The sequence below is a fragment of the Phytoactinopolyspora halophila genome (assembly GCF_003287285.1).
Classification (GTDB): domain Bacteria; phylum Actinomycetota; class Actinomycetes; order Jiangellales; family Jiangellaceae; genus Phytoactinopolyspora_A; species Phytoactinopolyspora_A halophila.
The window spans coordinates 142,711-167,788 of record NZ_QMIG01000004.1 but is presented as its reverse complement, the minus strand read 5'-3'; the positions used below and the strand labels follow the sequence as shown (position 1 = coordinate 167,788).

Genomic DNA, 25,078 nt, shown 5'->3' with positions numbered 1-25,078 from the left:
CCGACGATGACGCAACGCGATCGCCAGGAGGTCCACGAGGAACTCGAGGCCGAGCTCCTCGTTCTCGGCCGCCGGCTGCGCCGGATGGCTGCGGTTGTTGCGCGCGATGTCGACGACGGCCTGGAAGCGGCCACGTACGGGTTGTTGGGCGCCTTTCTCGACGCCGGAGACATCCGCGCGGGTGATCTCGCCGAGCATTTCGGCCTGGACAAGTCGACGGTCAGCCGGCAGGTCGCCCAGCTGGAGAGTCTCGGACTTGTCGAGCGGGTCGCGGTACCGGAAGACCGGCGAGCCCGGCTGATCCGGATCACCGAGGCCGGGCGCGATCGGGTACATCGGCTGCGCGCCGCGCGTGCGCAATGGCTGTTTGACGCGTTGCAGCCCTGGCCGGCCGATGACGTCGATCGCTTCGCCGAGCTGCTGGGACGGCTGAACGAGGTGTTAGGCAGGGAGCTGAGCCGCGTGCCACGCTGATCGAACGGTGCCGGACGTGCACGGTCGAAGGGAGCGGTGCGGTGACGAGGGAACGGACCACCGAGGCGCTGTACGACGTCGACGAGCTACCTCCGCTTCGCAAGGCTATTCCGCTGGGTGTGCAGCACGTGCTGGTCATGGTGGCCAGCAATGTCACGATTCCCATCATCATTGCCGGTGCCGTGGGCGTCACCACCGGCGAGACCGCCTTCCTCGTCCAGGTGGCGCTGCTGGTGGCCGGGTTGACCACGCTGCTGCAGACCGTCGGGATCGGCCCCGTTGGTGCCCGGCTTCCCATCGTGCAGGGCACCAGCTTCGGTTTCCTGGTCGTCGCCATCCCGCTGGCGCAGGAGTACGGCCTGGCCGCGGTTTTCGGCGGAGCCATCTTCGCCGGTGCGGTCCAGGTGGCGCTGGGGTTGAGCCTGCGCTGGCTGAAGAGGCTCTTCCCGCCGCTGGTCAGCGGCATCGTCGTGCTCGTGATCGGGATTGGCCTGTTACCCACCGGCGTGAACCTGGCCGGAGGTGGCGCGGATGCCGATGATTTCGGTTCGCCCACCCACCTGTTCCTCGCCGGGCTCGTGCTCGTGATCATATTGCTGGCGTACTCGCTCGGCCGGGGCGTGTTCAGTGCGGCGTCGGTGTTGATCGGCCTGGTCGTGGGCTATCTCGTGGCGATCCCGTTCGGCCAGGTCGACACCACCGAGATCGCCGATGCGGACTGGTTCGCCGTGCCCACCCCGCTCGAATTCGGTCTGAGCTTTCCGGCGTCGGCCCTCATCGGCATGGGCGTGATGGCGATCGCCACATCCGTCGAGACCATCGGCGATCTCGCCGCGGTGACCAAAGGGGGAGCGGGCCGCGAGGCCACCGACCGTGAGCTGTCCGGTGGCGTGATGGCCGACGGTGTCGGTACCGCCTTCGCGTCGTTGTTCAGTGCCTTGCCGAACACCTCGTTCAGCCAGAACGTCGGCCTGGTGGCGTTCACCGGCGTCATGAGCCGGCACGTCGTATCGATCGGGGCCGGGCTGTTGATCCTCGCCGGGCTCTTCCCCAAGCTCGCGGCCGTCATTGCGGCGATGCCGTCGGCGGTGCTTGGCGGCGCGGCGATCGTGATGTTCGCGATGGTCGCCGCGGCCGGCGTTCGGCTGCTGGCCGAGGCCCCGCTCGACCGCCGGGACCTGCTGGTCATCGCGGTGTCGGTCGGCGTGGGCCAGGGTATGGCCGCGGTGCCCGAGCTGGTGGCCATCGCTCCGGAGGAGGTGCGGGTGCTCCTGGAGACCGGAATCGTTCCCGCAGGGCTGCTCGCCGTCGTCCTGAACGTCGTGCTGCCCGGCCGGGAGCGTGGCAGCGACTCGCAGCTCGGGGATGCCGAGGCGCCGGACCCGACGCCGTGAGCGAGACGTACCATCGATCGCGTGACCATCAGCGATGCGTGAGCCGAGCCGAAAGTGAGGGAACTGCCCGTGGCCGTGTGGTCTTCGCCTGGCGAGGTGCCGGCTGATCTCCCCGGCAGCGTCGTGACCATCGGGGTCTTCGACGCTGTGCACCGCGGTCATCAAACGGTGATACGGGCGGCGGCGCGCCGCGCCGCGGAGCTCGGGTTGCCCGTGGTGGCGGTGACCTTCGACCCGAATCCTCTCGCCGTGGTCCGCCCGGACAAGGCGCCGTCGCCGTTGACCACGGTGACGGAGCGGGCACGGCTGCTGCGTGAGGCGGGCGCCGATCACGTGCTGGTGTTGCCCTTCACGCGTGACCGCTCGGAACAGCTAGCCCCGGATTTCATCGACGATGTCCTGGTCACGGTCTTGAAGGCGCGCGCGGTGGTGGTCGGCGAGGACTTCCGGTTCGGCTACCGGGCCAAGGGTGACGTGGAGCTGCTGCGCAGTGTCGGCGCGCGGGCTGGCTTCGAGGTGGAGGCGCTGGCTCCCGTGGGCGACGATTCCGGCACGAGGTGGTCGTCCACGGCGGTGCGCTCCATGCTCGCGCAGGGAGACGTCGCCGGTGTTGTGGGCGTGCTGGGCCGTTTCTGGACGGTCGACGGTGTCGTGGTGCGCGGTGATCGGCGTGGTCGCGAGCTCGGCTTTCCCACGGCGAATGTCCCCACGCCCGCGGGGATCGCGGTGCCGCTGGACGGCGTGTACGCGGGGTGGCTGGAGCTGCCGAGTACGGAGGAGTGGTACCGGGCGGCCATCTCGGTCGGTGAGAATCCGACATTCGAGGGCGCGAGCCACCGTGTGGAAGCGTACGTCCTCGACCGTGACGATCTCGACCTGTACGGGCATCGGGTCGTGGTGCATTTCGTCGCCTGGATCCGGGGCCAGCAGCGGTTCGACTCGCTCGATGAGCTCGTCGCGGCCATGAACGCCGATGTCGCTGCCGCGCGGGAGGCGCTTCGCGCGGATGGGCGCTGACTCCGGAATCCAGGCGGTGTCATCGGCGGGCGGCCCGGACGGTTCACCAAGAGCCTTGTGGGCAGGAATGATACGCGATTCGTCCTGGACAGCCCTTCGCTGGTAGCCTTGGGCTGCCGTCAGAACGGCCGCGGGTAAGGGAGAGCTCCGGTGAACAGGCCCGGTGGCGCCGCGCAACGAGCAGTGAGAAAGGGAGTCGCGTGTCGATCGACAGCGCAACGAAACAAAAGATCATAGCTGAGCACGCACGCAGCGAGGGCGACACGGGCTCGCCTGAGGTCCAGGTTGCGCTGCTGACGCACCGGATCACTCACCTGACCGAGCACATGAAGGTGCACAAGCACGACCACCACAGCCGGCGCGGCCTGCTGTTGCTGGTCGGCCAGCGCCGCCGGCTGCTGAACTATCTCAGAAAGACCGATATCTCGCGCTATCGCGCCCTGATCGAAAAGCTCGGTCTGCGCCGATGATCCGATGAGCGGGGAGCGGATTCCCACCCGGGAGCCGCTCCTCGTTGTTTATTTCGGGCGACAACTGAATAGCCATAGACCCACGGGGTCACCGGTTTGTCACGGGAATGTCCACGAGACACAGAGGCCGGTCCTCGGTTGTGGCATCCGGGGTGTTCCACCCCGGGCGCTTCTATCGAAGACCGGCGGTCACATGCGGAAACGGACCCGGTAGACAGCCAGGTGACCCTTGAACGACGAGGAGGGTGACCCATGACGGGTCCGCAAGTCCATTCCGCCGAGGCTGTCATCGACAACGGCCAGTTCGGCACCCGCAGGATTCGCTTCGAAACCGGCCATCTGGCCCGGTTGGCCGCTGGCTCGGCCACGGCTTATCTCGACGACGAGACGATGCTGCTCTCGGCGACGACGGCATCGAAACAGCCCAAAGAGCACCTCGACTTCTTCCCCCTGACAGTGGACGTCGAAGAGCGCATGTACGCCGCGGGCCGGATTCCCGGCTCGTTCTTCCGGCGGGAGGGCCGCCCGAGCGAGGACGCGATCCTCACCTGCCGGCTCACCGACCGCCCGCTGCGCCCGTCGTTCGCGCACGGGTTGCGCAACGAGGTGCAGGTCGTGCTCACGGTGATGTCCCTGCATCCGGAGCACATGTACGACGTCGTCGCCATCAACGCGGCATCGGCTTCCACCCAGCTGAGCGGTCTGCCATTTTCCGGGCCCGTTGGCGCCGTCCGGATGGCGCTGATCGAGGACCAGTGGGTGGCGTTCCCGCTGCACTCCCAGATGTCCGATGCGGTGTTCGACATGGTCGTCGCCGGCCGGGTGCTACCGGATGGCGACGTCGCGATCATGATGGTCGAAGCCGAGGCGACCGTCGACACCTGGCGGCACGTGAAGAACGAGCGTACGGCGCCGACGGAAGCGGTGGTCGCGGCCGGGCTCGATGCAGCCAAGCCGTTCATCAGCAAGCTCGTTGACGCCCAGAACGAACTCGCGTCGAAGGCGGCACGCGAGACCGTCGACTTCCCGATCTTCCTCGACTACGCCGACGACGTCTACGCTGCGGTCGAAGCCAGCGCGCGTGACCGGCTGGCCAGTGCGCTGACCATCGAGTCGAAGACGGAGCGCGAGGAGCAGCTCGACCAGATTCGCGACGATGTCCTCGCCGAGCTGGCCGAGCGCTTCCCGGAACGCGAGAAGGAGATCGCCACCGCGTTCCGCGCGTTGACGAAATCGGCGATCCGGGAGCGGATCCTGCGGGACGAGGTACGCATCGACGGCCGCGGGCCGGCCGACATCCGTACGCTGTCTGCCGAGGTCGGCACCATCCCGCGGGCTCACGGCTCGGCGCTGTTCGAGCGGGGCGAGACCCAGATCCTGGGCGTGAGCACGCTGAACATGCTCAGCATGGAGCAGAAGCTGGACACGCTCGCACCGGAGACATCCAAGCGGTATCTGCATCACTACAGCATGCCGCCGTTCTCCACCGGGGAGACGGGCCGTGTCGGTACCCCCAAGCGGCGGGAGATCGGGCATGGTGCGCTGGCGGAGCGAGCGATCCTGCCGGTGTTGCCCACGCGTGAGGAGTTCCCCTATGCCATCCGGCAGGTGTCGGAGGCCATCGGCTCGAACGGGTCGACCTCGATGGGATCGGTGTGCGCGTCGACGATGTCGCTCATGAATGCCGGTGTTCCGCTGCGCGCCCCCGTGGCCGGTATCGCCATGGGGCTCATCTCCGGCGAGATCGCGAACGAGGCAGGGACGAAGGAACAGCGCTACGTCACGCTCACCGACATTCTCGGTGCCGAGGACGCGTTCGGCGACATGGATTTCAAAGTCGCCGGCACCCGCGAGTTCATCACGGCCTTGCAGCTGGACACCAAGCTCGACGGCATCCCCGCGTCGGTGTTGAGCTCGGCTCTGGAGCAGGCTCGTGATGCCCGGCTGACCATCCTCGACGTGATGGCCGAGGCCATCTCCGAGCCGGACGAGATGAGCCCGCACGCCCCGCGCATCATCACCGTCAACGTCCCCGTTGACCAGATCGGTTCGGTGATCGGCCCGAAAGGGAAGATCATCAACCAGATCCAGGAGGACACGGGAGCCGAGATCGCGATCGAGGACGACGGCACCATCTTCATCGGAGCCGTCGACGGCCCGTCCGCGGAGGCCGCCCGCAAGGCGATCAACGAGATCGCCAATCCGACCATGCCCGAGGTCGGCGAGCGCTACCTCGGCACCATCGTCAAGACCACGAGCTTCGGCGCGTTCGTCTCCTTGCTTCCGGGCAAGGACGGCCTGGTGCACATCTCGAAGTTGCGGTCGCTCGCCGGCGGCAAGCGCGTCGAGAGCGTCGACGACGTGGTGGAGGTCGGGCAGAAGCTCGACGTCGAGATCACCGAGATCGACGATCGTGGCAAGCTGTCGCTGACTCCCGTGGTCGACGAGGCGCAGAGTGCCAACCAGGATGCGGTCACGGCCGGTTCGGAGTGACCGCCGTGCAGACGAGCACTGTGCTGGACGAGGACGCTGGGCCGGTGCGGCGCAGCGTCCTTCCCGGAGGGCTGCGGGTACTGACCGAAGCCGTGCCTACCGTGCGCTCGGTGGCCATCGGCGTGTGGATCGGCATCGGATCGGTTGACGAGCGTCCGGGCGAGGCCGGGGCGACCCACTACCTCGAACACCTGCTGTTCAAAGGGACCCGGCGGCGCAGCGCGCTCGACATCTCCTCGGAGATCGAGGCGGTCGGGGGTGACATCAACGCATTCACCGCGAAGGAGTTCACCTGCTACTACGCCCGCGTCCTCGACGCCGATCTCGCCGTGGCCGTGGACGTCCTGGCGGACATGGTGACGTCGTCGTCGATCGAGGCGGCCGAGGTGGACGCCGAACGCGAGGTGGTACTCGAAGAGATCGCGATGCGCGACGACGACCCGTCGGACGCGGTGCACGACCTCCTCACCGCCCGCATGTGGGGCGACAGCCCGCTGGGCCGCTCCATCCTGGGTACTGCCGAGAGTATCCAGCAAATGCGGCGTGACACGGTGTACGAGTACTACCAGCAACACTATCGCGCCCCGAACATCGTCGTCACCGCCGCCGGGAACATCGAGCACGACGACGTCGTCAAGATCGTGTCGGAGGCGTTCGCCCCGAACGGCTTCCTCGCGGGAGACGACCTTCCGGCCAGGGCGCGGACGAGCGGTACCGCTCCCGGTGTCGACAGCGGTGTCACCCTGATGTCCCGGCCCATCGAACAGGCGAACCTGTTGCTGGCGATGCCGGGATTGGCGCGCAACGACACCCGGCGTTTCACCCTGGGCGTCCTCAACGCGGCGCTCGGCGGCGGTATGTCGTCGCGTCTCTTCCAGGAGATCCGGGAGAACCGCGGACTGGCGTACTCGGTGTTCTCGTTCGCCGCGCAGCACGCGGCGGCTGGCTTGTTCGGTGTCTATGCTGGCTGTCACCCGCGCAAGGCCGACGAAGTACTCGAGGTGACCCGCGGCATCCTGGCCGATGTCGCGTCGTCGGGAATCACCGACGACGAGCTGATGCGCGGCAAGGGGCAGATGCGGGGTGGCCTGGTGCTCGGGCTCGAGGACACCAGCGCCCGTATGAGCCGACTGGCCAAGTCCGAGCTCGTGTATGACGAACTTCCGAGCATCGACGAGCTCCTGGCGCGAATCGACGCTGTGACCATGGACGATGTGCGCGAGCTCGCGTCGTGGCTGCTGACATCGCGCCCGGCTCTGGCGGTCGTTGGTCCGTTCGACGACACGTCCCGGTTCGAGTCCGTCCTGGACTGACCCGCCTGGACTGACCCGCCTGGGCAGGCCCGCCTTGGGTGTTCAGCCTCCGGTGTTCAGCTCGGCGACGAATGCCGAACCGAAGACCCGGGCGGTCCACCGGGTCCCCCACGGAAGTGTCCGGCTCTCGTCGGCGGTGACGACACGTGGATTCGTCAGCGTCCAGGTCCGTCCCCGGCGGATCATCTGGCCCTTCCCGGCGGCAGCCACGTTGCGCTGCCAGTCGGTGGGACCGTACGTGAGCGCGACCACCACGGTGGGGCGGCGTATCCACGCCCACACCACGGTTCGGTATTCGCGGCCGCTGCGCCGGCCCCGGTGCACGATCACCGCCCAGGGCGGGAGATAGGGCGCCCACAAGCCCATGACGCGGTTCGTGACGATCCGGTTGAATCGCGCCATCCGTCGCGGGAGTCGCAGGTACATGGGGCTCATCATGTCAGGCGCCGCCGAATCCGTGCTGGCGCCATGCCTCGTAGACGGCCACGGCTGCGGAATTGGACAGGTTGAGAGACCGGCGGCCCGGGATCATGGGGATGCGTACGTGGGCCGTGACCGCGGGATCGTCCTGGACGTCGGCGGGCAACCCGTCGGGCTCGGGGCCGAAGAGCATGACGTCGCCCGGATGGTACGAGACGTCGGCGAAACCCAGCGTGGCATCCGTGGTGAACGCGTAGACGTTGGCGGGCAACAGCATCGTCCACGCGGCGGCGATCTCCGGGTGGACGGTGACGTTCGCCAGGTCGTGGTAGTCGAGGCCGGCGCGGCGCAGCTTGGCGTCCTCCAGGTCGAAACCGAGCGGTTCGATCAGGTGCAGGTGGGCACCCGTAGCCGCGGCGAGGCGGATCGCGTTGCCCGTGTTGGGTGGGATCCTGGGCTGGTAGAAGACGACGTTGAACACCGATGCGCTCTTTGCCTGCCGGATCTGCTGGTCATCTGGATACCTGACGACGGCGTTGGCCGGGGACGGAGAGCCTCGCTCAGGTGGGCATCAAGCCTAGCCGGTCGCGCTCGACATGCCCTACCTGGAGGCTGGCTTCCAGATCCAGGCGCGGCAGCCGGCACCGACACGGCCGTCAGGTCCGGGCGCGGCACTTCGATACCGAGACGTGCATCAAAACGCCGAAATGACTCCTTTCGCGCATGTTTGACCATCGAAGTGGCCGTGACACGACCGCTGCGGGCGTCCGTCAGACTAGGGGCATGACGATACGCGTTGCGGTTCTCGGTGCACTGGGCCGGATGGGACGAGAGGTCTGCCGAGCAGTGGACAATGCACCCGACCTCGATCTGGTCGCCCAGCTCGACGCCGGAGACGACCTGGGAGATCTCGGTGGGGCGGACGTCGCCGTCGATTTCACGGTGCCCGATGCCACGCTCGGCAATGTCCAGCACGCCATCAGCCGTGGAGTGCACGCCGTGGTGGGAACGACCGGATGGGATGAGGGACGCTTGGACTCGGTGCGCAGCGCGCTGGCCGCGGCGCCGGGGACCGGCGTACTGATCGCGCCGAACTTCGCCCTGGGCGCCGTGCTCACCATGAAGTTCGCCGCCGAGGCTGCCCGATTCTACGAGTCCGCCGAGGTAGTCGAGCTGCACCATCCGAACAAGGTGGATGCACCGAGCGGTACAGCGATGCGGACGGCTCGGATGATCGCCGAGGCGCGTCGCGATGCGGGTCTGCCGGCCGCTCCGGATGCAACGGAGAGCAGTATGGACGGTGCTCGTGGCGCAGACGTGGATGGCGTGCCCGTGCATGCCGTACGGCTACGCGGTCTCGTCGCGCACGAGGAAGTCCTGTTCGGGGCGGTGGGGGAGACGCTTACCCTCCGGCACGATTCCTTCGACCGCGTCTCCTTCATGCCTGGCGTGCTGATCGGAGTGCGCAATGTCGGTTCTCGCCCCGGCCTGACGGTCGGGCTGGATCACTACCTCGACCTGTAACCGGGGCACCGGCAGGCGGGCCTATCCTCGTTCCCATGCTCTTCGAGAAGCGGTTCTGGGCGGGTATCGAGGATGGTTCGATCACGCTGACGTTCCGCCGGTGGAAGCGTCGGCAGGCTGTCGCCGGGCGTTCGTATCGCACCGGTGCCGGGATCATCGACGTGCTGGCCGTCGACATCGTCGACCCCGCTTCGATCAGTGATGGGGATGCGCGGGCCGCCGGATACCCGGATGCAGCAAGCCTGGTATACGAGCTGCGCGGGGATGACACCCTTCCCACCTACCGGATCGAGTTCCGCCGGTCCGATCGCTCGGATCCACGTGCCGAGCTTGCCCGGGAGAGCGAGCTCGACCACGACGAGCGGGCGGAGATCGACCGGCGGCTCGACCGGCTCGACCAGGCATCACGCTCCGGTGCATGGACTCGTGACACCCTTCGGCTGATCGGCGAACATCCGGCCCGCCGGGCGGGCGACCTGGCGGCGATGATGGGCCGCGAACGGGACGATTTCAAGGCCGACGTGCGCAAGCTGAAGAACCTCGGGCTGACCGAAAGCCTGGACATCGGCTATCAGCTGTCACCCCGGGGGCGGGCTTACCTGGCGGACCCCTCGTGATCGGGGACGGAAAATCGGGGGTGGGAAAGAGCCGCCATCACGGCCACGTTCGGCCTCGATCACCTCAAGAGCCGAGGTCGGTATGGACCCGGATCTGCTTGAGTGTGGCCGTTTCGTCACCGGTCAGGTCGAGGGTGCGATGGGCAGTGTCCGCTGCCCAGCCGGCCGATTCGACGAAGTGGCGCAGGGGATCGTCGCCTGCCACGATCCACATCCGGGCATGCTGGAAGGCGTCAGCGCGCAGGGTGTCGACGGCCGCGGTGAGCAGCCGTGAGCCGTGGCCCTGGCCCAGCGCGTCCGGGTCGACGTGAAAGGCGGAGATCTCGCCGTCGGTGGCCGAGGCATCGGGGTCGTCGCAGGGCTGGGTGGCGGCGAACGCGCAAACCTGGCCGTGGTCGAGTGCCACCAGTACCCGGTGCTTCGCCGTGGGTGGCCGAGTCACGGATTGCCGCCACACCTGGGCGAACGCCGATCCGTCGATCTCGTTCAGGAGCTGCTGGGGCAGCAGGGTGCCGTAGAAGCGCAGCCACGCTCGCGCCTGCACCTGACCGATGGCCTCGGCATCCGCTGCCCAGGCAATACGGACGCTCTTGTCGGCGACGGGTTGCTCAGCCACACGTTCCACCCTAACGTCGCGGGATCGGCGATCGGGGCAACCGGGGGTGGTCGGCTCCTGGAAGAGCCCTCGTGCCCGGTTCGGGCGTGACCGGAGTCGTGAGGGCTATCGTGTACCTGTTCTCGGAAGAGTTAACATATCAGGTGCGTAACATCGTTACGTTCCTTTCTCGCTGTGCTTTGGTCATACGGGGTTGGGTAGGTATGTTCATGCTCACCGATAACTCCCTACGTCACTAAGGAACATTGGTCGTGATTATCAAGAAAACGGGAACGAGAGCGGCGATTCTCGCTGCAACAGTGGCGCTTGTCGCCGCCGCCTGCGGATCGGATGACGACGACTCGACCGACGCCCCGGACGAGGCGGCCGAGTCGGGTGGCGAGTTCACCATCTATAACTGTGAACCGCAGAACCTGATGACCGGTAACTCCAGCGAAGTGTGCGGAAGCTCCGTGCTGGAGCAGCTCTACAGCGGACTCACCGCGGTCGATTACGACACGGGTGAGGCGTATGGCGTGGTCGCCACCGACTGGGAGACAGAAGACAATGTCACGTGGACGTTCAACCTGCGTGACGACTTCACCTTCCACAACGGCGACCCGGTCACGGCGCAGACGTTCGCGGACACGTGGAACTGGGTGGTGGACCCCGACAACGCCCAGCAGAACGCCAACTTCTACGACAAGATCCTGGGCTACGAGGATGTCATCAATGGCGACGCCGAGGAGTTGGAAGGCGTCCGGGTCATCGACGACACCACGCTGGAGATCGAGCTCAACGAGCCGTTCTCGCCGCTGCCGATCATGCTGAGCTACACCGGCTTCTACCCGCTGCCGGACGAGGCGTTCGAGGACATCGAGGCCTTCCAGGAGTCCCCGATCGGCAACGGCCGGTACCAGATGGACGGCGAGTGGCAGCACGACGTCGAGATCGCCATGGAACGGTACGAGGACTGGCCGGGCGACGACCCGGGCGTCGCCGACCGCATCGTGTGGCGGATCTACGATGACATCAACACCGCCTACCTGGACGTCCAGGCCGGAGAACTCGACGTCCTCAAGCAGATCCCGCCGGAGCGCGAGACCACGGTGGAGAACGACTTCGGCGAGAATCTCGTCCGGACGGACACCTCGTCGTTCACGTACATGGGATTCCCGCTGTACCAGGAGGAGTTCCAGGACCCGGACGTCCGGCACGCCATGTCGATGGCCATCGACCGCCAGGCGATCATCGACGCCATCTTCAACGGCGCCCGGAGCCCGGCCACGGCTGTCATCCCGCCGGTGCTGCCCCAGCACCGTGAGGATGCCTGCGACTACTGCCACTTCGACCCGGAGGCGGCCGCGGAGATGTACGACGAGGCCGGCGGGCCCGACGAGCTGACGCTCTACTTCAACTCCGGTGCGGGTCACGAGGACTGGGTCGAGGCCATTGCCAACCAGTGGCAGGAGAACCTGGGTGTCGAAGAGATCTCGTTCGAGGACCTCGAGTTCGCGCAGTACCTTGACCTGCACGACAACGCCGAGGTGACGGGGCCGTTCCGGCTGGGTTGGGTGCTGTCGTACCCGAGCCCGCAGTACGCGATGGAGCCGATCTACACCACGGGCGTGAGTTCGAATTACACGCACTACTCCAACGAGGAGTTCGACAACCTCATCACGGAGGCCAACGGCGTCCAGGATCAGGCGGAGGCCGACGCCCTGTACCAGGAAGCCGAGGACATCCTCCTGGAGGACCTGCCGATCATCCCGTTGTGGTACGAGACACGCACCACCGTGCACACCGACCGGGTGAGCAACGTCGAGGTCGACCCGCGGACGTTCGTGCGGGTCGAACAGATCCAGGTCACGGAGTGACGTAGACGTCGTCATCGGTTGAGGGCCGCCCCCTGGTGGGCGGCCCTCACCAGGTGTAAGGGCCGGGTGCGATGAAACGCTATGTGATCAGGCGGTTGCTCCAGTTCCTGCCGGTGGTGATCGGAGCGACCTTCATCATCTTCGCTCTGGTGTTCGCTATTCCGGGAGATCCGATCCGGGCACTGTCCGGTGACCGCCCGCTGAGTGACGCCGTGCAGGAGACGTTGCGGGAGCGGTACAATCTCAACGACCCGCTGCTGATCCAGTATGGGAAGTACATGCTGGGGCTGCTGCAGGGTGACTTCGGCACCACGTTTTCCGGTCGACCGGTCAACGACATCATCGTCCAACGCGTGCCGGTGTCCATCCGGCTGGCGGTGAGCGCGTTGGTGATCCAGGGTGTCATCGGCGGCCTCGCGGGAATCCTCGCCGCCCTGCGGCGGCAGGGCTTCGTCGATTCGCTGGTCCAGGTCTCTACCACGGTTCTGGTGGCCATCCCGACGCTCGTCCTCGGGATGATTGGCCAGGTGGTCTTCGGCCTGCACCTCGGCTGGTTCCCGATCGCCGGAATCGATCAAGGCTGGTACAGCTACATCCTGCCGGGAGCCATGCTCGCCTCGACGTCTATGGCGCTGGTCGCGCGACTACTCCGAACGTCGTTGCTCGAGAACTTGCGGGCGGACTATGTGCGCATGGCGACGGCGAAAGGGCTCAGCCGGACCCGGGTGGTCGGCCGGCACGCGCTGCGGAACTCGTTGATTCCCGTGGTGACGTTCCTGGGTGCCGACCTCGGAACCATGTTGAGCGGCACGGTGATCATCGAGGGGATCTTCAACCTGCCCGGGCTGGGCCGCGAAGTGTTCCGCGGGATCCAGCAGCAGGAAGGAACCGTCGTCGTGGGTATTGTCACCTTGTTCGTTCTCGTGTTCGTGACGCTCAGCCTCGTCATCGACCTCCTCTACGCCTACCTCGACCCACGGATTCGGTATGACTGAGACAACTGCGAGTCAGGATCGGTCCGCCTCCCAGGAGGCGACGGCCGGCGGCCAGACGGGCGCGGCGAGCCTGTGGGGCGACGCCTGGAGGGAGTTGCGCCGCAACCCGTTCTTCGTCGTCTCGGCGCTGCTCATCCTGGTGTTGATCGTGATGGCCATCGCCCCGCAGCTGTTCACCAGTATCGATCCGCGATCGTGCGATCTGTCGCGCTCCCTGGAGCGCCCGAGTGCCGACCACTGGTTCGGTTTCGACCTGCAAGGTTGCGACTATTACTCGAGGGTCATCTATGGTGCGCGTGCGTCGATCGTGATCGGGGTGGCCGTCACCTCCCTCACGGCTTTCGTCGCCATCGTTCTCGGTCTGATCGCCGGCTACTACGGCGGCTGGCAAGACAGCGTCATCTCGCGGTTCGCCGATCTGGTGTTCGCGCTGCCGTTCCTGCTCGGCGCTATCGTGTTCCTCTCCGTCATCGACAGCCGGGGAATACCCCACGTGGCGCTCGCCTTGATCGTGTTCAGCTGGCCGATCATGACGAGGATCATGCGCTCGTCGGTCATTGCGGCGAAGAGTGCCGACTACGTCGCTGCGGCCAAGGTGCTCGGGGCCAGCGATTTCCGGATCATGCGCAAGCACATCCTGCCGAATGCGCTCGCGCCCCTCGTGGTCTATGCGACGGTGTTCATCGGCTTGATCATCGCCGCCGAGGCATCACTGACGTTCCTCGGGGTGGGGCTGCAACTCCCGGCGATCTCGTGGGGCCTGCAACTCTCCGGCGCCCGGACCCAGATCCTGACCGACCCGCACCTGATCTTCTTCCCCGGTGTGTTCGTCGCGCTGACCGTGTTCGCGTTCGTCCTGATGGGCGACGCGCTGCGGGATGCGCTCGACCCCAAGCTACGGTAAGGACCGATTGTGATGACCGGACCCGCCCTGGAGCCTGACGTGACGCTGTCCGCGACAGCGCCCGTGCTCGAGGTTCGCGACCTCTCGGTGGAGTTCAGGACCCCGCACGGGACCGTCAACGCTGTCAACGGGGTCAGCTTCGCTCTCGACCGCGGTGAGACGCTGGCGATTCTCGGAGAGTCGGGCTCTGGTAAGAGCGTCACCGCACAGGCGGTGATGGATCTGATCGACAGCCCGCCCGGATTCGTCACCGGCGGTGAGATCCTGTTCCACGGCCAGGATCTGCTGGCGAACCGGCACCTTCACCATCAGGTGCGCGGGCAGTCGATTACGATGATCTTCCAGGACGCGCTGTCCGCGCTGAATCCGGTGTTCACGGTCGGCTGGCAGATTGGCGAGCAGCTGCGGGTCCACCGGGGCATGTCGCGGCGGGATGCCCGCGCTCGGGTGATCGAGCTGATGGAGCTGGTGAAGATACCGTACGCTGCCGCGCGGGTGGACGACTATCCGCACGAGTTCTCGGGCGGTATGCGCCAGCGGGTGATGATCGCCATGGCACTCGCGCTGGATCCCGAGGTGCTCATCGCCGACGAACCGACCACGGCCCTGGATGTGACGGTCCAGGCGCAGGTGATGGCCTTGCTCGAGGATCTGCAGCGGGACCTCGGGATGTCGCTGATCCTCATCACCCACGATCTCGGCGTCGTCACCGACATGGCGCACCGGGTGTCGGTCATGTACGCGGGACGAGTGGTGGAAGAAGGCGACGTCTACAGTGTCTTCAAGAACCCCGCTCACCCGTATACCGAGGGCTTGATGAGTTCCATGCCGAAAGCCACGCATGGAGATCAGAAACTGGTGCCGATCACCGGGGCGCCACCCAGCCTCGCGAACATCCCGTCGGGCTGCCCGTTCCACCCGCGATGCCCGTACATGCGACCCGACACGTGCGTGAACGAGCATCCGCCGCTTCGCGAGGTCGTCGCAGGCAGGCGAAGTGCCTGCCATTTTGCCGAGGAGGTGTTCTCGTGACGGGAGAGCCGCTGCTCAAGGTCGACGGCTTGGTCAAGGAGTTCCCGCTCGGGCGGCGGCTTCTGGGTGTGGGCGAGATCGGTGCAGTGAAGGCCGTCGACGGCGTCTCGTTCGAGCTCGCACGCGGGGAGACTCTCGGCATCGTTGGTGAGTCCGGGTGCGGAAAGTCGACGGTGGCGAAGACGCTTGTCCGGCTCGAGGAGCCGACTGCCGGTACCGCGACGTTCGAGGGTGAGGACATCTTCGCCATGTCGCCCAAGCGGCTGCGGAAGCTGCGTCGCGAGATCCAGATCATCTTCCAGGATCCCTACGGCTCGCTGAACCCGCGCATGACAGTGGGGGACATCGTCACCGAGGCGTGGGACATCCACCGGGACACGGTGCCGCGCCGGGAACGCAAGAAACGTGCCGGCGAGCTGCTGGAGCGGGTCGGTCTCGACGCGTCCATGATGAACCGCTACCCGCACCAGTTCTCTGGTGGTCAGCGGCAGCGCATCGGCATCGCCCGGGCGCTGACGCTCCGGCCGAAGATCATCGTCTGTGACGAGCCGGTGTCGGCGCTGGACGTCTCGGTACAGGCGCAGGTGATGAACCTGCTGGAGGAGATCCAGGACGACTTCGGCCTCTCGTACATCTTCATCGCCCACGACCTCTCGGTGGTCCGGCACATCTCAGATCGGGTCGGCGTCATGTACCTGGGCCGCATCGTCGAGATCGGCGACGAGAAGGCGATCTACGACGAAGCCACCCACCCCTATACGCAGGCCCTGCTGTCTGCCGCCCCCAACCCGGATCCGGACGAGGCGGCTGCGGCGAAGGCCAACCGGATCGTTCTGGAAGGCGACGTGCCCAACCCGGCCGATCCGCCGTCCGGCTGCAACTTCCGTACCCGCTGCTGGAAGGCGGACGAGAAGTGTGCCGAGGAGGACCCGGCGCTGATCGACCGTTTCGGCCACGGGCATCCGGCCGCGTGCCACTACGCCGAGGTACGCCATCCCGTCGCCTGAGCCCTTGCCCCTCGCGGCCTGAGCCCTCGCCCCTCGCGTGGGCCGCCAGGGATCCTCGCGTCCGGCCGGCTCACGGCACTAGGTGGCCGGCGCGGATGCCCGCGGAGTGGTGTCGCGTTCGTAGGTGACGAAGTCGAAGCCGTCGTGCCGCTCGCGTGTGACTTCGCGCCACTGTGACCAATCGACGGCCGGGAAGTACGTGTCTCCTTCGGGGGCGTCTTGAACCTCGGTCAGCTCGAGGCGATGCGCCAGGTCCAGGGTCTGGGCGTAGATGTCCGCCCCTCCGAAGACGAAGATCTCGTCGTCGAGCGATGCCGCCAGCCGCAACGCGTCGGGCACGGATGCCGCCACGTGCACGCCCTCGGCTGACCAGGCCGGGTGTCGGGTGACGACCACGGTGGAGCGCCCAGGCAGGGGACGGCCGATCGACTCGTAGGTTCTGCGTCCCATTACCAGCACGTGGCCCGTGGTCAGCCGCTTGACCCGCTTGAGGTCCTCAGAGATCTTCCACGGGAGGTCGCCGGCGACACCGATCACGCCGTTGCGGGCAACGGCCGCGAGAATGGTGATCGTCATACCGCGATCGGTGCCTTGATCGCGGGGTGCGGATCGTAGCCGATCAGCTCGAAGTCCTCGTATTCGAACTCGTCGAGGGTGCGCCGGTGCGGGTTCAGCTCCATCCGCGGCAACGGTCGCGGTTCGCGTTCCAGCTGAAGGCGTGCCTGCTCGACGTGGTTGAGATACAGGTGGGCATCACCGAGGGTGTGGATGAACTCGCCAGGTTCGAGATCGCAGACCTGCGCGACCATCAGCGTCAGCAGCGCATACGAGGCGATGTTGAACGGAACGCCGAGAAAGATGTCGCCGGAACGTTGATAGAGCTGGCAGGACAGCCGGCCGTCGGCGACGTAGAACTGGAACAATGTATGGCACGGTGGCAGCGCCATGCGCTCGATGTCGGCGACGTTCCACGCGCTGACCACGTGGCGCCGGGAGTCGGGATGGGTCCGGATCGACTCGACGACCTGGGCGATCTGGTCGATGGCCGTGCCGTCCGGGGCGGGCCACGAGCGCCACTGGTAGCCGTAGATAGGGCCGAGGTCGCCGTCGTCACCGGCCCATTCGTCCCAGATGGTGACGCCACGCTCGTGCAGCCAGCCGACGTCGGTGGAACCGCGCAGGAACCACAGCAGCTCGGTGATCACCGACCTCAAGTGCAGCTTCTTCGTCGTCACCACGGGGAACCCGGCTGCGAGATCGAAGCGCATCTGGTAACCGAAGACGCTGAGCGTTCCGGTGCCCGTGCGATCCGGTTTCCGCGTTCCGGAGCCGAGCACGTGGCCGAGGAGGTCGAGATACTGCCGCACGTCTCGCAATCTAACACCGCGGACACTGGAATGTGGGGCGACAGGTGTGCGCCAGGCCGCGGTAGAAACGGTAACCTTCCATGCATGGCCGACGAGCTGTTCACCCTTGCTGCTGCGACGACGGGTACTCCGGCGTCGGCACCGTTCGGTCGGGTGCTGACCGCGATGGTGACCCCGTTCCACGATGACGGGACGCTGGATCTCGACGGCGCGGCGGCACTGACCGAAGATCTCATCGAGCGTGGTTGCGATGGTCTCGTACTGAGCGGGACCACGGGGGAGAGCCCCACCACGAGCGATTCGGAGAAGGACGCGCTATTGCGCACGGTGCTGGATGCGGCCAAGGGACGTGCCAAGGTGGTGGCCGGCGTCGGCACGTATGACACCCATCACACGATCGAGCTGGCCCGTTCGGCGGAGAAGGCGGGAGCGCACGGCTTGCTGGTGGTGACGCCCTACTACAGCCGCCCCCCGCAAGAAGGTGTGCGTCGGCATTTCACGGCGGTTGCCGATGCCACGGATCTCCCGGTCATGCTCTACGACATCCCGGGACGTTCGGTGGTGCCCATCGCGACCGACACCCTGTTCCGGGTCGCCGAACACGAACGAATCGTGGCCGTCAAGGACGCCAAGGGCGACATTTTCGCCTCCTCAGAGGTCATGGCCCGTACTGGATTGGCGTATTACTCTGGCGAGGACGCACTGAACCTGGCACTGCTCACGCATGGAGCGGTGGGAGTGGTGAGCGTCGTCGCCCATGTCGCGGCCCGCGAGTACTCTCAGATGACGCGCGCTATCGACTCCGGCGACCTCGTCCGGGCACTACGCTTGCACCGCCAGCTCATCCCGGCCGTGCGCGCAATCATGACCCGAACCCAAGGAGCGATCATGGTCAAAGCGGCTGTTCACGCATCAGGACTCATCGCGAGCCGCCAGATGCGCTCGCCCCTGATTCCCGCCACTGACGAGCAGGTCGCACAGATGCGCACCGACCTCGCGGAGGCGGGCCTGCTGTGAGCCACCCGCATCCCGAGCTTCCCGAACCACCACCACTCGCCCCGGAGGCGCTGCGCCTCGTCCCGCTGGGCGGCCTGGGTGAAGTAGGCCGGAACATGATGGTCTTCGAATACCGGGGACGCCTGCTGATCATCGATTGCGGTGTCCTGTTTCCCGAAGACCATCAGCCCGGTGTCGATCTGATCCTTCCGGATTTCGACTACATCCGTGACCGCCTGGACGACGTCGAGGCGATCCTGCTCACCCACGGGCACGAGGATCATATCGGGGCAGTGCCGTTTCTGCTGCGGGAGAAGCCGGACATTCCGCTCGTCGGGTCCCGGCTCACCCTGGCGCTGGTCGAGGCGAAACTCAAAGAGCACCGGATCGACTCGTTCCAGCTGGAAGTGAAGGAGCAGCAGGTCGAGAGGTTCGGCCCGTTCGAGGTCGAATTCCTGGCCGTCAACCACTCGATTCCCGATGGCCTGGCGATGGCGATCCGCACGGACGCCGGAACGATCCTGCACACCGGCGACTTCAAGATGGATCAGTTGCCGCTCGACGGCCGGTTGACGGACCTCAACGGATTCGCCCGGCATGGCGACGCCGGTGTCGACCTGTTTCTCGTCGACTCCACTAACGCCGAGGTGCCGGGGTTCACGCCGCACGAGCGTGACATTGCCGCGGTGTTGGATCGCACGTTCGTGACGGCGCCGGGCCGGATCATCGTCGCGTCGTTCGCGAGCCACGTCCACCGTGTCCAGCAGGTCCTGGATGTCGCCGTGGCGCACGGGCGCAAGGTCGCGTTCGTCGGGCGATCGATGGTGCGCAACATGGGTATCGCCCGCGATCTCGGTTACCTGTCGGTGCCGGGTGGCACGCTGGTCGATCTGAAGAGCATTGACGACATCCCGCCGGACCAGCTCGTGCTGATGTCGACCGGCTCGCAAGGTGAGCCGATGGCGGCGCTGTCGCGGATCGCCAACCGCGATCACCCGGCGATCCGCGTCGAGGAGGGCGACGTCGTCATCCTCGCCTCGTCGCTGATCCCCGGCAACGAGAACGCGGTCTCCCGGGTCATCAACGGGCTGACGAGAGCCGGTGCCACGGTGGTGCACAAGGGCAACGCCATGGTGCACACCTCCGGTCACGCATCGGCCGGCGAGCTGTTGTACGCGTACAACATCGTCAAACCCCATAGCGTCATGCCCATCCACGGTGAGGCGCGGCACCTTCAGGCCAATGCCGAGATCGCCATGCGTGCCGGCATCCCGCGGGAACGGGTGGCGCTGGCCGAGGACGGCGTGGTCGTCGATCTCGTCGACGGCGTGGCCCGCATCGTCGGTGCCGTCCCCTGCGGATACGTCTACGTCGACGGCTCGAACGTCGGCGGCATCGCCGAGGCGTCGCTGAAGGATCGGCGCATTCTCGGGGAGGAGGGCTTCGTCTCCGTCGTCGTCGTGGTCGACTCCGTGACGGGCAAGGTCACCGGGGGTCCCGAGATTCACGCCCGGGGGTTCGCCGAGGAAGACAGCGTATTCGACGAGATCCGTCCCGAGCTGGTGAAGGCCGTGGAGAACGCTGCCGAAAGCGGCAACGCCGACACGTACCAGCTCCAGCAGACCGTACGGCGCACCATCGGCCGTTGGGTCGGTGGCAGGCTGCGGCGCCGGCCGATGATCATCCCGGTGGTCGTCGAATCCTGATCCGGCGCACGGTCGTCGAAGACTGACCCGGCTGCGTGGTTGTCGAAAGCTGATCCGGCGCGCCGGGACAAATGTGACTGAAGATATGGGTGAGTCACCTGTAACCTGATCTCTATGGCGACCCGTACGACCTCTGCCCCCGCAGCGTCCTCGCGGTCGCGTACGTCGTCCAGCGCCACGCGCAAGCGTCCGGCGCAACGTAGCTCGGGAGGGCGCTCGCCGCAACGGCGTCCGCCGGCGCGCCGGCCGGGCCGGGCCGGCCCGGGCCTGCGGCTGGTGCGTGCCATCGGCCGGGGCATCCGTGCCGTCTGGATGGGGCTCGCTCATCTCATCGGGAGTATCGCCCGGCGGATCGGCTCGACTGCCCGCGACATTCCCACCGAACATCGCCGTGACGGTGGCGCGCTCGGGCTCATCGGCGCGGCCATCATCGTCGCGGCGGTGATGTGGTGGTCGATCGACGGCGCCGTCGCCACCGTGATCCACGACGTGCTGGCCGGTGCCGTCGGCACGGCAGCGCACGTCGTCCCGGTGTTGTTGCTCATGGCCGCATGGCGGCTCATGCGCCGGCCGGATCGCAACGCGCCGACCAACCGCCAGGTGTTCGGGTGGACGTGCCTCTCGCTCGGCGCACTCGGGCTCGCTCACGTGGCCGGGGGTATGCCACGCCCGGTCGACGGTGCGGAGGCACTGCAGCGCTCGGGTGGCGCCGTCGGCTACGTCGCCTCCACGGTGCTGGCCGACCTGCTCACCGTGTGGGTGACGGTTCCACTGCTGGGATTGCTGACCGTGTTCGGGATCTTGGTGGTCATCGGCATCCCGATGTACGAGATCCCGGCCTACGCCGCGGTGTTCTGGGACCGCACGGTCGTCTTTCTCGGGTTCCGCAGGCCCGAAGAAGATGACAAGCCGCGGCCGGTGAGCCCACGTCGGCGCAAGGAAGCCGGTCTCGACTCGGCCGACGACGAGCCCTATGACTCGCCGGTGTTGCAAGACAAGCCGTCGAAACCAGGAAGCACGACGAAGCCAGGCAAGGCGAAGGATCACGCGACGGCCGACGACGTGCCACCTCCGCCGTCGGCGGACAGCAGCACATCCACCACCGACCCGCCCCCGCACACGCCGGTGCCGCAACGCGTCGAGCAGCTGGCCCTCTCCGGCGACATCACCTACGCGCTGCCGTCGAGCGACGTGCTGCGGCAGGGCACCGCGCACAAGGCCCGGTCACCCGCGTCCGACGCCATCGTCGAGGCACTGACCGGTGTATTCCAGCAGTTCAACATCGACGCGGAAGTCACCGGTTACACGCGTGGTCCCACGGTCACCCGCTACGAGGTGGAGCTCGGCGCCGCGGTGAAGGTCGAGAAGGTCACAGCGCTGAACAAGAACATTTCGTACGCGGTGGCCAGCGCCGATGTCCGGATCCTGTCGCCCATCCCGGGCAAGTCCGCCATCGGAATCGAGATCCCGAACACCGACAAGGAGATCGTCAGCCTGGGGGATGTGCTGCGATCCCCAGTGGCTCGCCAGGATCACCATCCGATGGTTGCCGGGCTCGGCAAGGACGTCGAGGGCGGCTTCGTCGTCGCCAACCTGGCGAAGATGCCGCACTTGCTGGTGGCCGGGGCCACCGGTTCGGGTAAGTCGAGCTTCGTCAACTCGATGATCACCTCGGTGCTCATGCGCGCCACGCCGGACGAGGCGCGGCTGATCATGGTGGACCCCAAGCGGGTCGAGCTCTCGGCATACGAAGGCGTTCCGCATCTCATCACGCCGATCATCACCAGCCCGAAGAAGGCGGCCGAGGCGCTGCAGTGGGTCGTGCGCGAGATGGACATGCGCTACGACGACCTCGCGGAGTTCGGTTTCCGGCATATCGACGACTTCAATAAGGCCGTGCGCTCGGGTCAGGTGAAGGCTCCCGAGGGCAGCGAGCGTGTCCTCTCGCCGTATCCCTACCTGTTGGTGATTGTCGACGAGCTCGCCGACCTGATGATGGTGGCACCCCGCGACGTCGAGGACGCGGTCGTGCGTATCACCCAGCTCGCCCGGGCCGCCGGCATCCATCTGGTGCTGGCCACACAGCGTCCGTCGGTCGACGTCGTCACCGGCCTGATCAAGGCGAACGTGCCCTCGCGGCTGGCGTTCGCGACGTCGTCGCTGGCCGATTCCCGCGTGATCCTGGACCAGCCGGGCGCGGAGAAGCTGGTCGGGCAGGGTGACGGCCTCTTCCTGCCGATGGGTTCGAGCAAGCCCATCCGGGTCCAGGGTTCGTGGGTCACCGAGAGCGAGATCTCGGCCGTCGTCCAGCACTGCAAGAACCAGCTCGAACCCACCTACCGCGAGGACGTCACGGCCCCGGCGTCGGCGAAGAAGGAGGTCGACGAAGACATCGGCGACGACCTCGATCTGCTGTGCCAGGCCACCGAGCTCGTCGTGAACACGCAGTTCGGATCGACATCGATGTTGCAGCGCAAGCTGCGGGTCGGCTTCGCCAAGGCCGGGCGCCTGATGGATCTGATGGAAAGCCGGGGAATTGTCGGCGCGTCGGAGGGCTCCAAGGCACGAGATGTGCTGATCAAGCCGGACGATCTCGAAGAGACGCTGGCGACCATCCGCGGCGAATAATCCCACCGCCTCTCTCCGCTGATCATGAACACTAGGCATCGTCTATGGCTAGTCTTGTGTTCATGATCAGCGCAGAGAGCGGCGTCGTGGATCTGGTGGCGGCTATCTCAGCTGCGCGGCGATGACGACGTTGCCGTACAGATCCCGAAAGTGCAGCGAGCGGCTGCCCGGGTCCTCCCGTTCGGCCCAGATCTCCACCCCATGGCTGACCAGCCGCTCGCGCACCAGCTGGATGTCCTCGGTGTAGAAGACGAGCAGTGGCCGTTCACCAGCTTGCTGCCCCACGAGCTGGCGCTCACCGTCGCCGGCGGGCATGAGCCAGAGCCCGACGTCTTCCTGGCCGGGGACACCGACGTGCAGGAATCGGAAACCGTCGGTGGTCTGGTCGAACAGTACCGTACAGCCGAGAACGTCGCGGTAGAAGACGAGAGCCTCCTCTTGATCTTCCACGAGAATGACCATCCTGCCCAGCCCGGAGAACATCACAGGTTCCTTTCGCCGTCTTCTGCCGCGTGCGCATTGTCCGACCTCGTCGAGACTAGCCCACCGGTTGAACGGTAGGGCCTGGACTGGCGAACCTCGGCGCCGCGGCCCGCGGCGCCGACTGACGAGGCCCGACTGACGAGACCCCGACTGCGGCGTCGGGGAACCGACTCCGTGGCCGCGGTTCCGATCGGCGTGGCCCCGACTCCGAGGTCGGGCACCGCTGCTGTCAGCCGGATTCCAACTCCGTGCACGTTGAGCCCACGTCCCGTGCACGCTGGGCCCACGTCCCGTGCACGCTGGGTCCACGTCCCGTGCACGCTGATTCCACGTGAATTCGGCTGGGAAAGCGGTTGCCCGCGGACATTCAACGTGCATGGCATCGCGATGGAACGAACAGCATCGCGATGGAGGAACGAGTACGGGGCTCGAAATCGACGGCGAGACGGTATGCACGTGGGCTCACGGTGACGGGCAGAGTCGTCCATGCCGGGTTCCGAGCCTGTGGATAGCGAGATGCGGTCTCCGGCATCATGCGGCAAGCTCTGCCGGCATGGTCGGCATACCCGGGGTTTACAAAGTCGCGGATCTGCTCGCTCGGGGCGTCACGGGGCGCACTATCGAGTGGGCCCACCGTTCCGGGCGCTTCGTCCGGTTACGGCGCGGCATCTACTGTGAACGCGACGTCTGGGACAAGAGTGCGAGCTCGCCCGCAGACCGGCATGCCATCCACCTATATGCTGCATGGCTTGCCATCGGTAAGCGTGGTTGGGCGAGTGGCTATTCCGCAGCGCTCCTCCTCGAACTGCCAGTGCCACGCGGCCAGCCGGATGTCGTGGAGCTCTCCACCGTGCGGCGTGCCGGCGGGCCGGGTTCTTCCGGTCAGAGACCCGGCGGACAACGGTCCTACCCGGGCTTACGTGTGCGGGCTACCGGGCCACTCGTGGAGGGCGAGTTCGTCGTCGTACGTGACGTGTTGAGCGCTTCACCAGCTCGGACGGCCTTGGACGTAGCACGTCATTACGGTTTCGGTGCCGGCTTGGTCATCGCGGACGCGGGGCTTCACGGCCGCGTCATCGAGCCGGGTGAGCTGGCGAAGGTCAGCGACCGAATGGCGGGATGGGGCAAGAGCCACGACGCGCGTTCCGTCGCCCACCATGCCTCGGTCACCCGAGAATCTCCGGGGGAGTCTTGCTCCTATGCCACCTTCGTCACGGCTGCGTTCCCGTTGCCGGAGTGCAACGCGTGGGTGGTTGGTGAGGGAAGGGGCGGTATCCGGGCTGACTTCCTGTGGCGCCGGTACCGGCTCGTCGGGGAAGTGGATGGCTTCCAGAAGTACACGAACCCCACGTGGGCGACGAGCGGCCAGGTACTGCTCGACGAGAAGAAGCGGCAGATGCGTATCGAAGAGGCAGGTTTCGTCGTGGTGCGCTGGACTCCAGCAGAGGCGATGTATGAACCGCGCTCGATACTTGATCGCATCGTGCGCCAGTCCAGAATCGCCGCGCGGATGTACGGGGTGCCGCCCATGGGCTGACACCATGAATCCACAGGGGAGCGGCGTGGACCGGCTGACAGGGGAACGGTGTGGAGTGGCCAGGCAGGGTAGCGGCAGCCGGTGTGGATCCGCTTCGGGCCAGGGCGACCCCCGGGGGATACGCCCCCGTGCCGAGCCCGTGCCGTGCACGCTGGTCCCACGCCCGCCGACTCCACGTGCCGTGCACGCTGATCCCACGCGCCGTGCACGGTGGTCCCACGTGATTTCC

23 protein-coding genes are annotated in these 25,078 nt (G+C 66.6%); 17 read left to right on the top strand and 6 right to left on the bottom strand.

The window, feature by feature from the left end; genetic code table 11:
- Positions 1-6 precede the first annotated feature (6 nt).
- From DPM12_RS07315 to DPM12_RS07290, 6 genes are all read left to right on the top strand, one after another.
- A complete protein-coding gene (locus DPM12_RS07315) occupies positions 7-474 on the top strand; it encodes a MarR family winged helix-turn-helix transcriptional regulator (RefSeq protein ID WP_112257634.1) in 468 nt (155 codons plus the stop codon).
- A gap of 41 nt (positions 475-515) precedes the next feature.
- Entirely contained in the window at positions 516-1,868 is a 1,353-nt protein-coding gene (locus tag DPM12_RS07310; RefSeq protein WP_211658583.1) for a uracil-xanthine permease family protein, read from the top strand.
- Positions 1,869-1,937: 69 nt separating this feature from the next.
- A complete protein-coding gene (locus DPM12_RS07305; protein ID WP_112257633.1) occupies positions 1,938-2,885 on the top strand; it encodes a bifunctional riboflavin kinase/FAD synthetase in 948 nt (315 codons plus the stop codon).
- Between the two features lie 200 nt (positions 2,886-3,085).
- Positions 3,086-3,355, top strand: a complete 270-nt coding sequence (rpsO, locus tag DPM12_RS07300; protein ID WP_112257632.1) for a 30S ribosomal protein S15 — start codon at positions 3,086-3,088, stop codon at positions 3,353-3,355.
- A gap of 252 nt (positions 3,356-3,607) precedes the next feature.
- Complete coding sequence (locus DPM12_RS07295; RefSeq protein WP_112257631.1) at positions 3,608-5,848, top strand: polyribonucleotide nucleotidyltransferase; 2,241 nt, start codon at positions 3,608-3,610, stop codon at positions 5,846-5,848.
- A complete protein-coding gene (locus tag DPM12_RS07290; protein ID WP_425467571.1) occupies positions 5,845-7,161 on the top strand; it encodes a M16 family metallopeptidase in 1,317 nt (438 codons plus the stop codon). Before DPM12_RS07295 ends, DPM12_RS07290 begins: the two co-directional genes overlap by 4 nt.
- A gap of 42 nt (positions 7,162-7,203) precedes the next feature.
- Here DPM12_RS07290 and DPM12_RS07285 read toward each other — a convergent pair whose 3' ends face one another.
- The gene (locus tag DPM12_RS07285; RefSeq protein ID WP_123788430.1) at positions 7,204-7,587 is read right to left on the bottom strand and encodes a PNPOx family protein; all 384 of its coding nucleotides are present in this window, start codon (positions 7,585-7,587) and stop codon (positions 7,204-7,206) included.
- A 13-nt stretch (positions 7,588-7,600) separates the two neighbouring features.
- Complete coding sequence (locus tag DPM12_RS07280; RefSeq protein WP_112257629.1) at positions 7,601-8,062, bottom strand: tRNA (cytidine(34)-2'-O)-methyltransferase; 462 nt, start codon at positions 8,060-8,062, stop codon at positions 7,601-7,603.
- Between the two features lie 302 nt (positions 8,063-8,364).
- On the opposite strand from DPM12_RS07280, the gene dapB reads away from it, so the two are divergent.
- Both dapB and DPM12_RS07270 read left to right on the top strand, forming a co-directional pair.
- Complete coding sequence (gene dapB, locus DPM12_RS07275; protein ID WP_112257628.1) at positions 8,365-9,105, top strand: 4-hydroxy-tetrahydrodipicolinate reductase; 741 nt, start codon at positions 8,365-8,367, stop codon at positions 9,103-9,105.
- Between the two features lie 35 nt (positions 9,106-9,140).
- Positions 9,141-9,722: an ASCH domain-containing protein gene (locus DPM12_RS07270; RefSeq protein WP_112257627.1), complete on the top strand. Its 582-nt coding sequence runs from the start codon at positions 9,141-9,143 to the stop codon at positions 9,720-9,722.
- A gap of 64 nt (positions 9,723-9,786) precedes the next feature.
- Here DPM12_RS07270 and DPM12_RS07265 read toward each other — a convergent pair whose 3' ends face one another.
- Positions 9,787-10,338, bottom strand: coding sequence for a GNAT family N-acetyltransferase (locus DPM12_RS07265; protein WP_112257730.1), 552 nt, complete (start codon positions 10,336-10,338; stop codon positions 9,787-9,789).
- Between the two features lie 251 nt (positions 10,339-10,589).
- On the opposite strand from DPM12_RS07265, the gene DPM12_RS07260 reads away from it, so the two are divergent.
- The 5 genes from DPM12_RS07260 (at position 10,590) to DPM12_RS07240 (ending at position 16,132) form a co-directional block, all read left to right on the top strand.
- A complete protein-coding gene (locus DPM12_RS07260) occupies positions 10,590-12,194 on the top strand; it encodes a peptide ABC transporter substrate-binding protein (protein ID WP_123788431.1) in 1,605 nt (534 codons plus the stop codon).
- A 71-nt stretch (positions 12,195-12,265) separates the two neighbouring features.
- Entirely contained in the window at positions 12,266-13,189 is a 924-nt protein-coding gene (locus tag DPM12_RS07255) for an ABC transporter permease (protein WP_112257625.1), read from the top strand.
- On the top strand, positions 13,182-14,093 hold the full coding sequence (locus DPM12_RS07250; RefSeq protein ID WP_112257624.1) for an ABC transporter permease: 912 nt from the start codon (positions 13,182-13,184) through the stop codon (positions 14,091-14,093). The genes DPM12_RS07255 and DPM12_RS07250 overlap by 8 nt, the downstream gene beginning before the upstream one ends.
- 12 nt (positions 14,094-14,105) lie before the next feature.
- Entirely contained in the window at positions 14,106-15,125 is a 1,020-nt protein-coding gene (locus DPM12_RS07245; RefSeq protein WP_112257623.1) for an ABC transporter ATP-binding protein, read from the top strand.
- On the top strand, positions 15,017-16,132 hold the full coding sequence (locus DPM12_RS07240; protein ID WP_112257622.1) for an ABC transporter ATP-binding protein: 1,116 nt from the start codon (positions 15,017-15,019) through the stop codon (positions 16,130-16,132). Before DPM12_RS07245 ends, DPM12_RS07240 begins: the two co-directional genes overlap by 109 nt.
- Before the next feature lie 78 nt (positions 16,133-16,210).
- Here the strand turns inward: DPM12_RS07240 and DPM12_RS07235 are convergent, their stop codons facing one another.
- A complete protein-coding gene (locus DPM12_RS07235) occupies positions 16,211-16,708 on the bottom strand; it encodes a dihydrofolate reductase (protein WP_112257621.1) in 498 nt (165 codons plus the stop codon).
- Positions 16,705-17,499: a thymidylate synthase gene (locus DPM12_RS07230; RefSeq protein WP_112257620.1), complete on the bottom strand. Its 795-nt coding sequence runs from the start codon at positions 17,497-17,499 to the stop codon at positions 16,705-16,707. The genes DPM12_RS07235 and DPM12_RS07230 overlap by 4 nt, the downstream gene beginning before the upstream one ends.
- An 84-nt stretch (positions 17,500-17,583) precedes the next feature.
- On the opposite strand from DPM12_RS07230, the gene dapA reads away from it, so the two are divergent.
- The 3 genes from dapA to DPM12_RS07215 all read left to right on the top strand — a co-directional run bounded on the left by dapA (position 17,584) and on the right by DPM12_RS07215 (position 22,829).
- On the top strand, positions 17,584-18,516 hold the full coding sequence (gene dapA, locus DPM12_RS07225; protein WP_112257619.1) for a 4-hydroxy-tetrahydrodipicolinate synthase: 933 nt from the start codon (positions 17,584-17,586) through the stop codon (positions 18,514-18,516).
- Positions 18,513-20,201, top strand: a complete 1,689-nt coding sequence (locus DPM12_RS07220; RefSeq protein ID WP_112257618.1) for a ribonuclease J — start codon at positions 18,513-18,515, stop codon at positions 20,199-20,201. Before dapA ends, DPM12_RS07220 begins: the two co-directional genes overlap by 4 nt.
- Before the next feature lie 114 nt (positions 20,202-20,315).
- Positions 20,316-22,829, top strand: coding sequence for a DNA translocase FtsK (locus DPM12_RS07215; RefSeq protein ID WP_170313674.1), 2,514 nt, complete (start codon positions 20,316-20,318; stop codon positions 22,827-22,829).
- A 102-nt stretch (positions 22,830-22,931) separates the two neighbouring features.
- Here the strand turns inward: DPM12_RS07215 and DPM12_RS23120 are convergent, their stop codons facing one another.
- Positions 22,932-23,312, bottom strand: coding sequence for a VOC family protein (locus DPM12_RS23120; RefSeq protein WP_158542805.1), 381 nt, complete (start codon positions 23,310-23,312; stop codon positions 22,932-22,934).
- Between the two features lie 553 nt (positions 23,313-23,865).
- Between DPM12_RS23120 and DPM12_RS22780 the strand changes: the two genes are divergently transcribed.
- Positions 23,866-24,849 (top strand): type IV toxin-antitoxin system AbiEi family antitoxin domain-containing protein, encoded by a 984-nt coding sequence (locus DPM12_RS22780; protein WP_123788432.1) that lies wholly within the window; start codon positions 23,866-23,868, stop codon positions 24,847-24,849.
- Positions 24,850-25,078: the final 229 nt, after the last annotated feature.

Bases quoted from the DNA above. Each gene is read 5' to 3' on its own strand.
- DPM12_RS07255 (WP_112257625.1), top strand. From the start codon at position 12,266: ATGAAACGCTATGTGATCAGGCGGTTGCTCCAGTTCCTGCCGGTGGTG.
- DPM12_RS07240 (WP_112257622.1), top strand. From the start codon at position 15,017: ATGCCCGTACATGCGACCCGACACGTGCGTGAACGAGCATCCGCCGCT.
- DPM12_RS07235 (WP_112257621.1), bottom strand. From the start codon at position 16,708: ATGACGATCACCATTCTCGCGGCCGTTGCCCGCAACGGCGTGATCGGT.
- DPM12_RS07285 (WP_123788430.1), bottom strand. From the start codon at position 7,587: ATGTACCTGCGACTCCCGCGACGGATGGCGCGATTCAACCGGATCGTC.
- DPM12_RS07270 (WP_112257627.1), top strand. From the start codon at position 9,141: ATGCTCTTCGAGAAGCGGTTCTGGGCGGGTATCGAGGATGGTTCGATC.
- DPM12_RS07250 (WP_112257624.1), top strand. From the start codon at position 13,182: ATGACTGAGACAACTGCGAGTCAGGATCGGTCCGCCTCCCAGGAGGCG.
- dapB (WP_112257628.1), top strand. From the start codon at position 8,365: ATGACGATACGCGTTGCGGTTCTCGGTGCACTGGGCCGGATGGGACGA.
- dapA (WP_112257619.1), top strand. From the start codon at position 17,584: ATGGCCGACGAGCTGTTCACCCTTGCTGCTGCGACGACGGGTACTCCG.
- DPM12_RS07315 (WP_112257634.1), top strand. From the start codon at position 7: ATGACGCAACGCGATCGCCAGGAGGTCCACGAGGAACTCGAGGCCGAG.
- DPM12_RS07215 (WP_170313674.1), top strand. From the start codon at position 20,316: ATGGCGACCCGTACGACCTCTGCCCCCGCAGCGTCCTCGCGGTCGCGT.
- DPM12_RS22780 (WP_123788432.1), top strand. From the start codon at position 23,866: ATGGTCGGCATACCCGGGGTTTACAAAGTCGCGGATCTGCTCGCTCGG.
- DPM12_RS07295 (WP_112257631.1), top strand. From the start codon at position 3,608: ATGACGGGTCCGCAAGTCCATTCCGCCGAGGCTGTCATCGACAACGGC.
- DPM12_RS23120 (WP_158542805.1), bottom strand. From the start codon at position 23,312: ATGTTCTCCGGGCTGGGCAGGATGGTCATTCTCGTGGAAGATCAAGAG.
- DPM12_RS07245 (WP_112257623.1), top strand. From the start codon at position 14,106: ATGACCGGACCCGCCCTGGAGCCTGACGTGACGCTGTCCGCGACAGCG.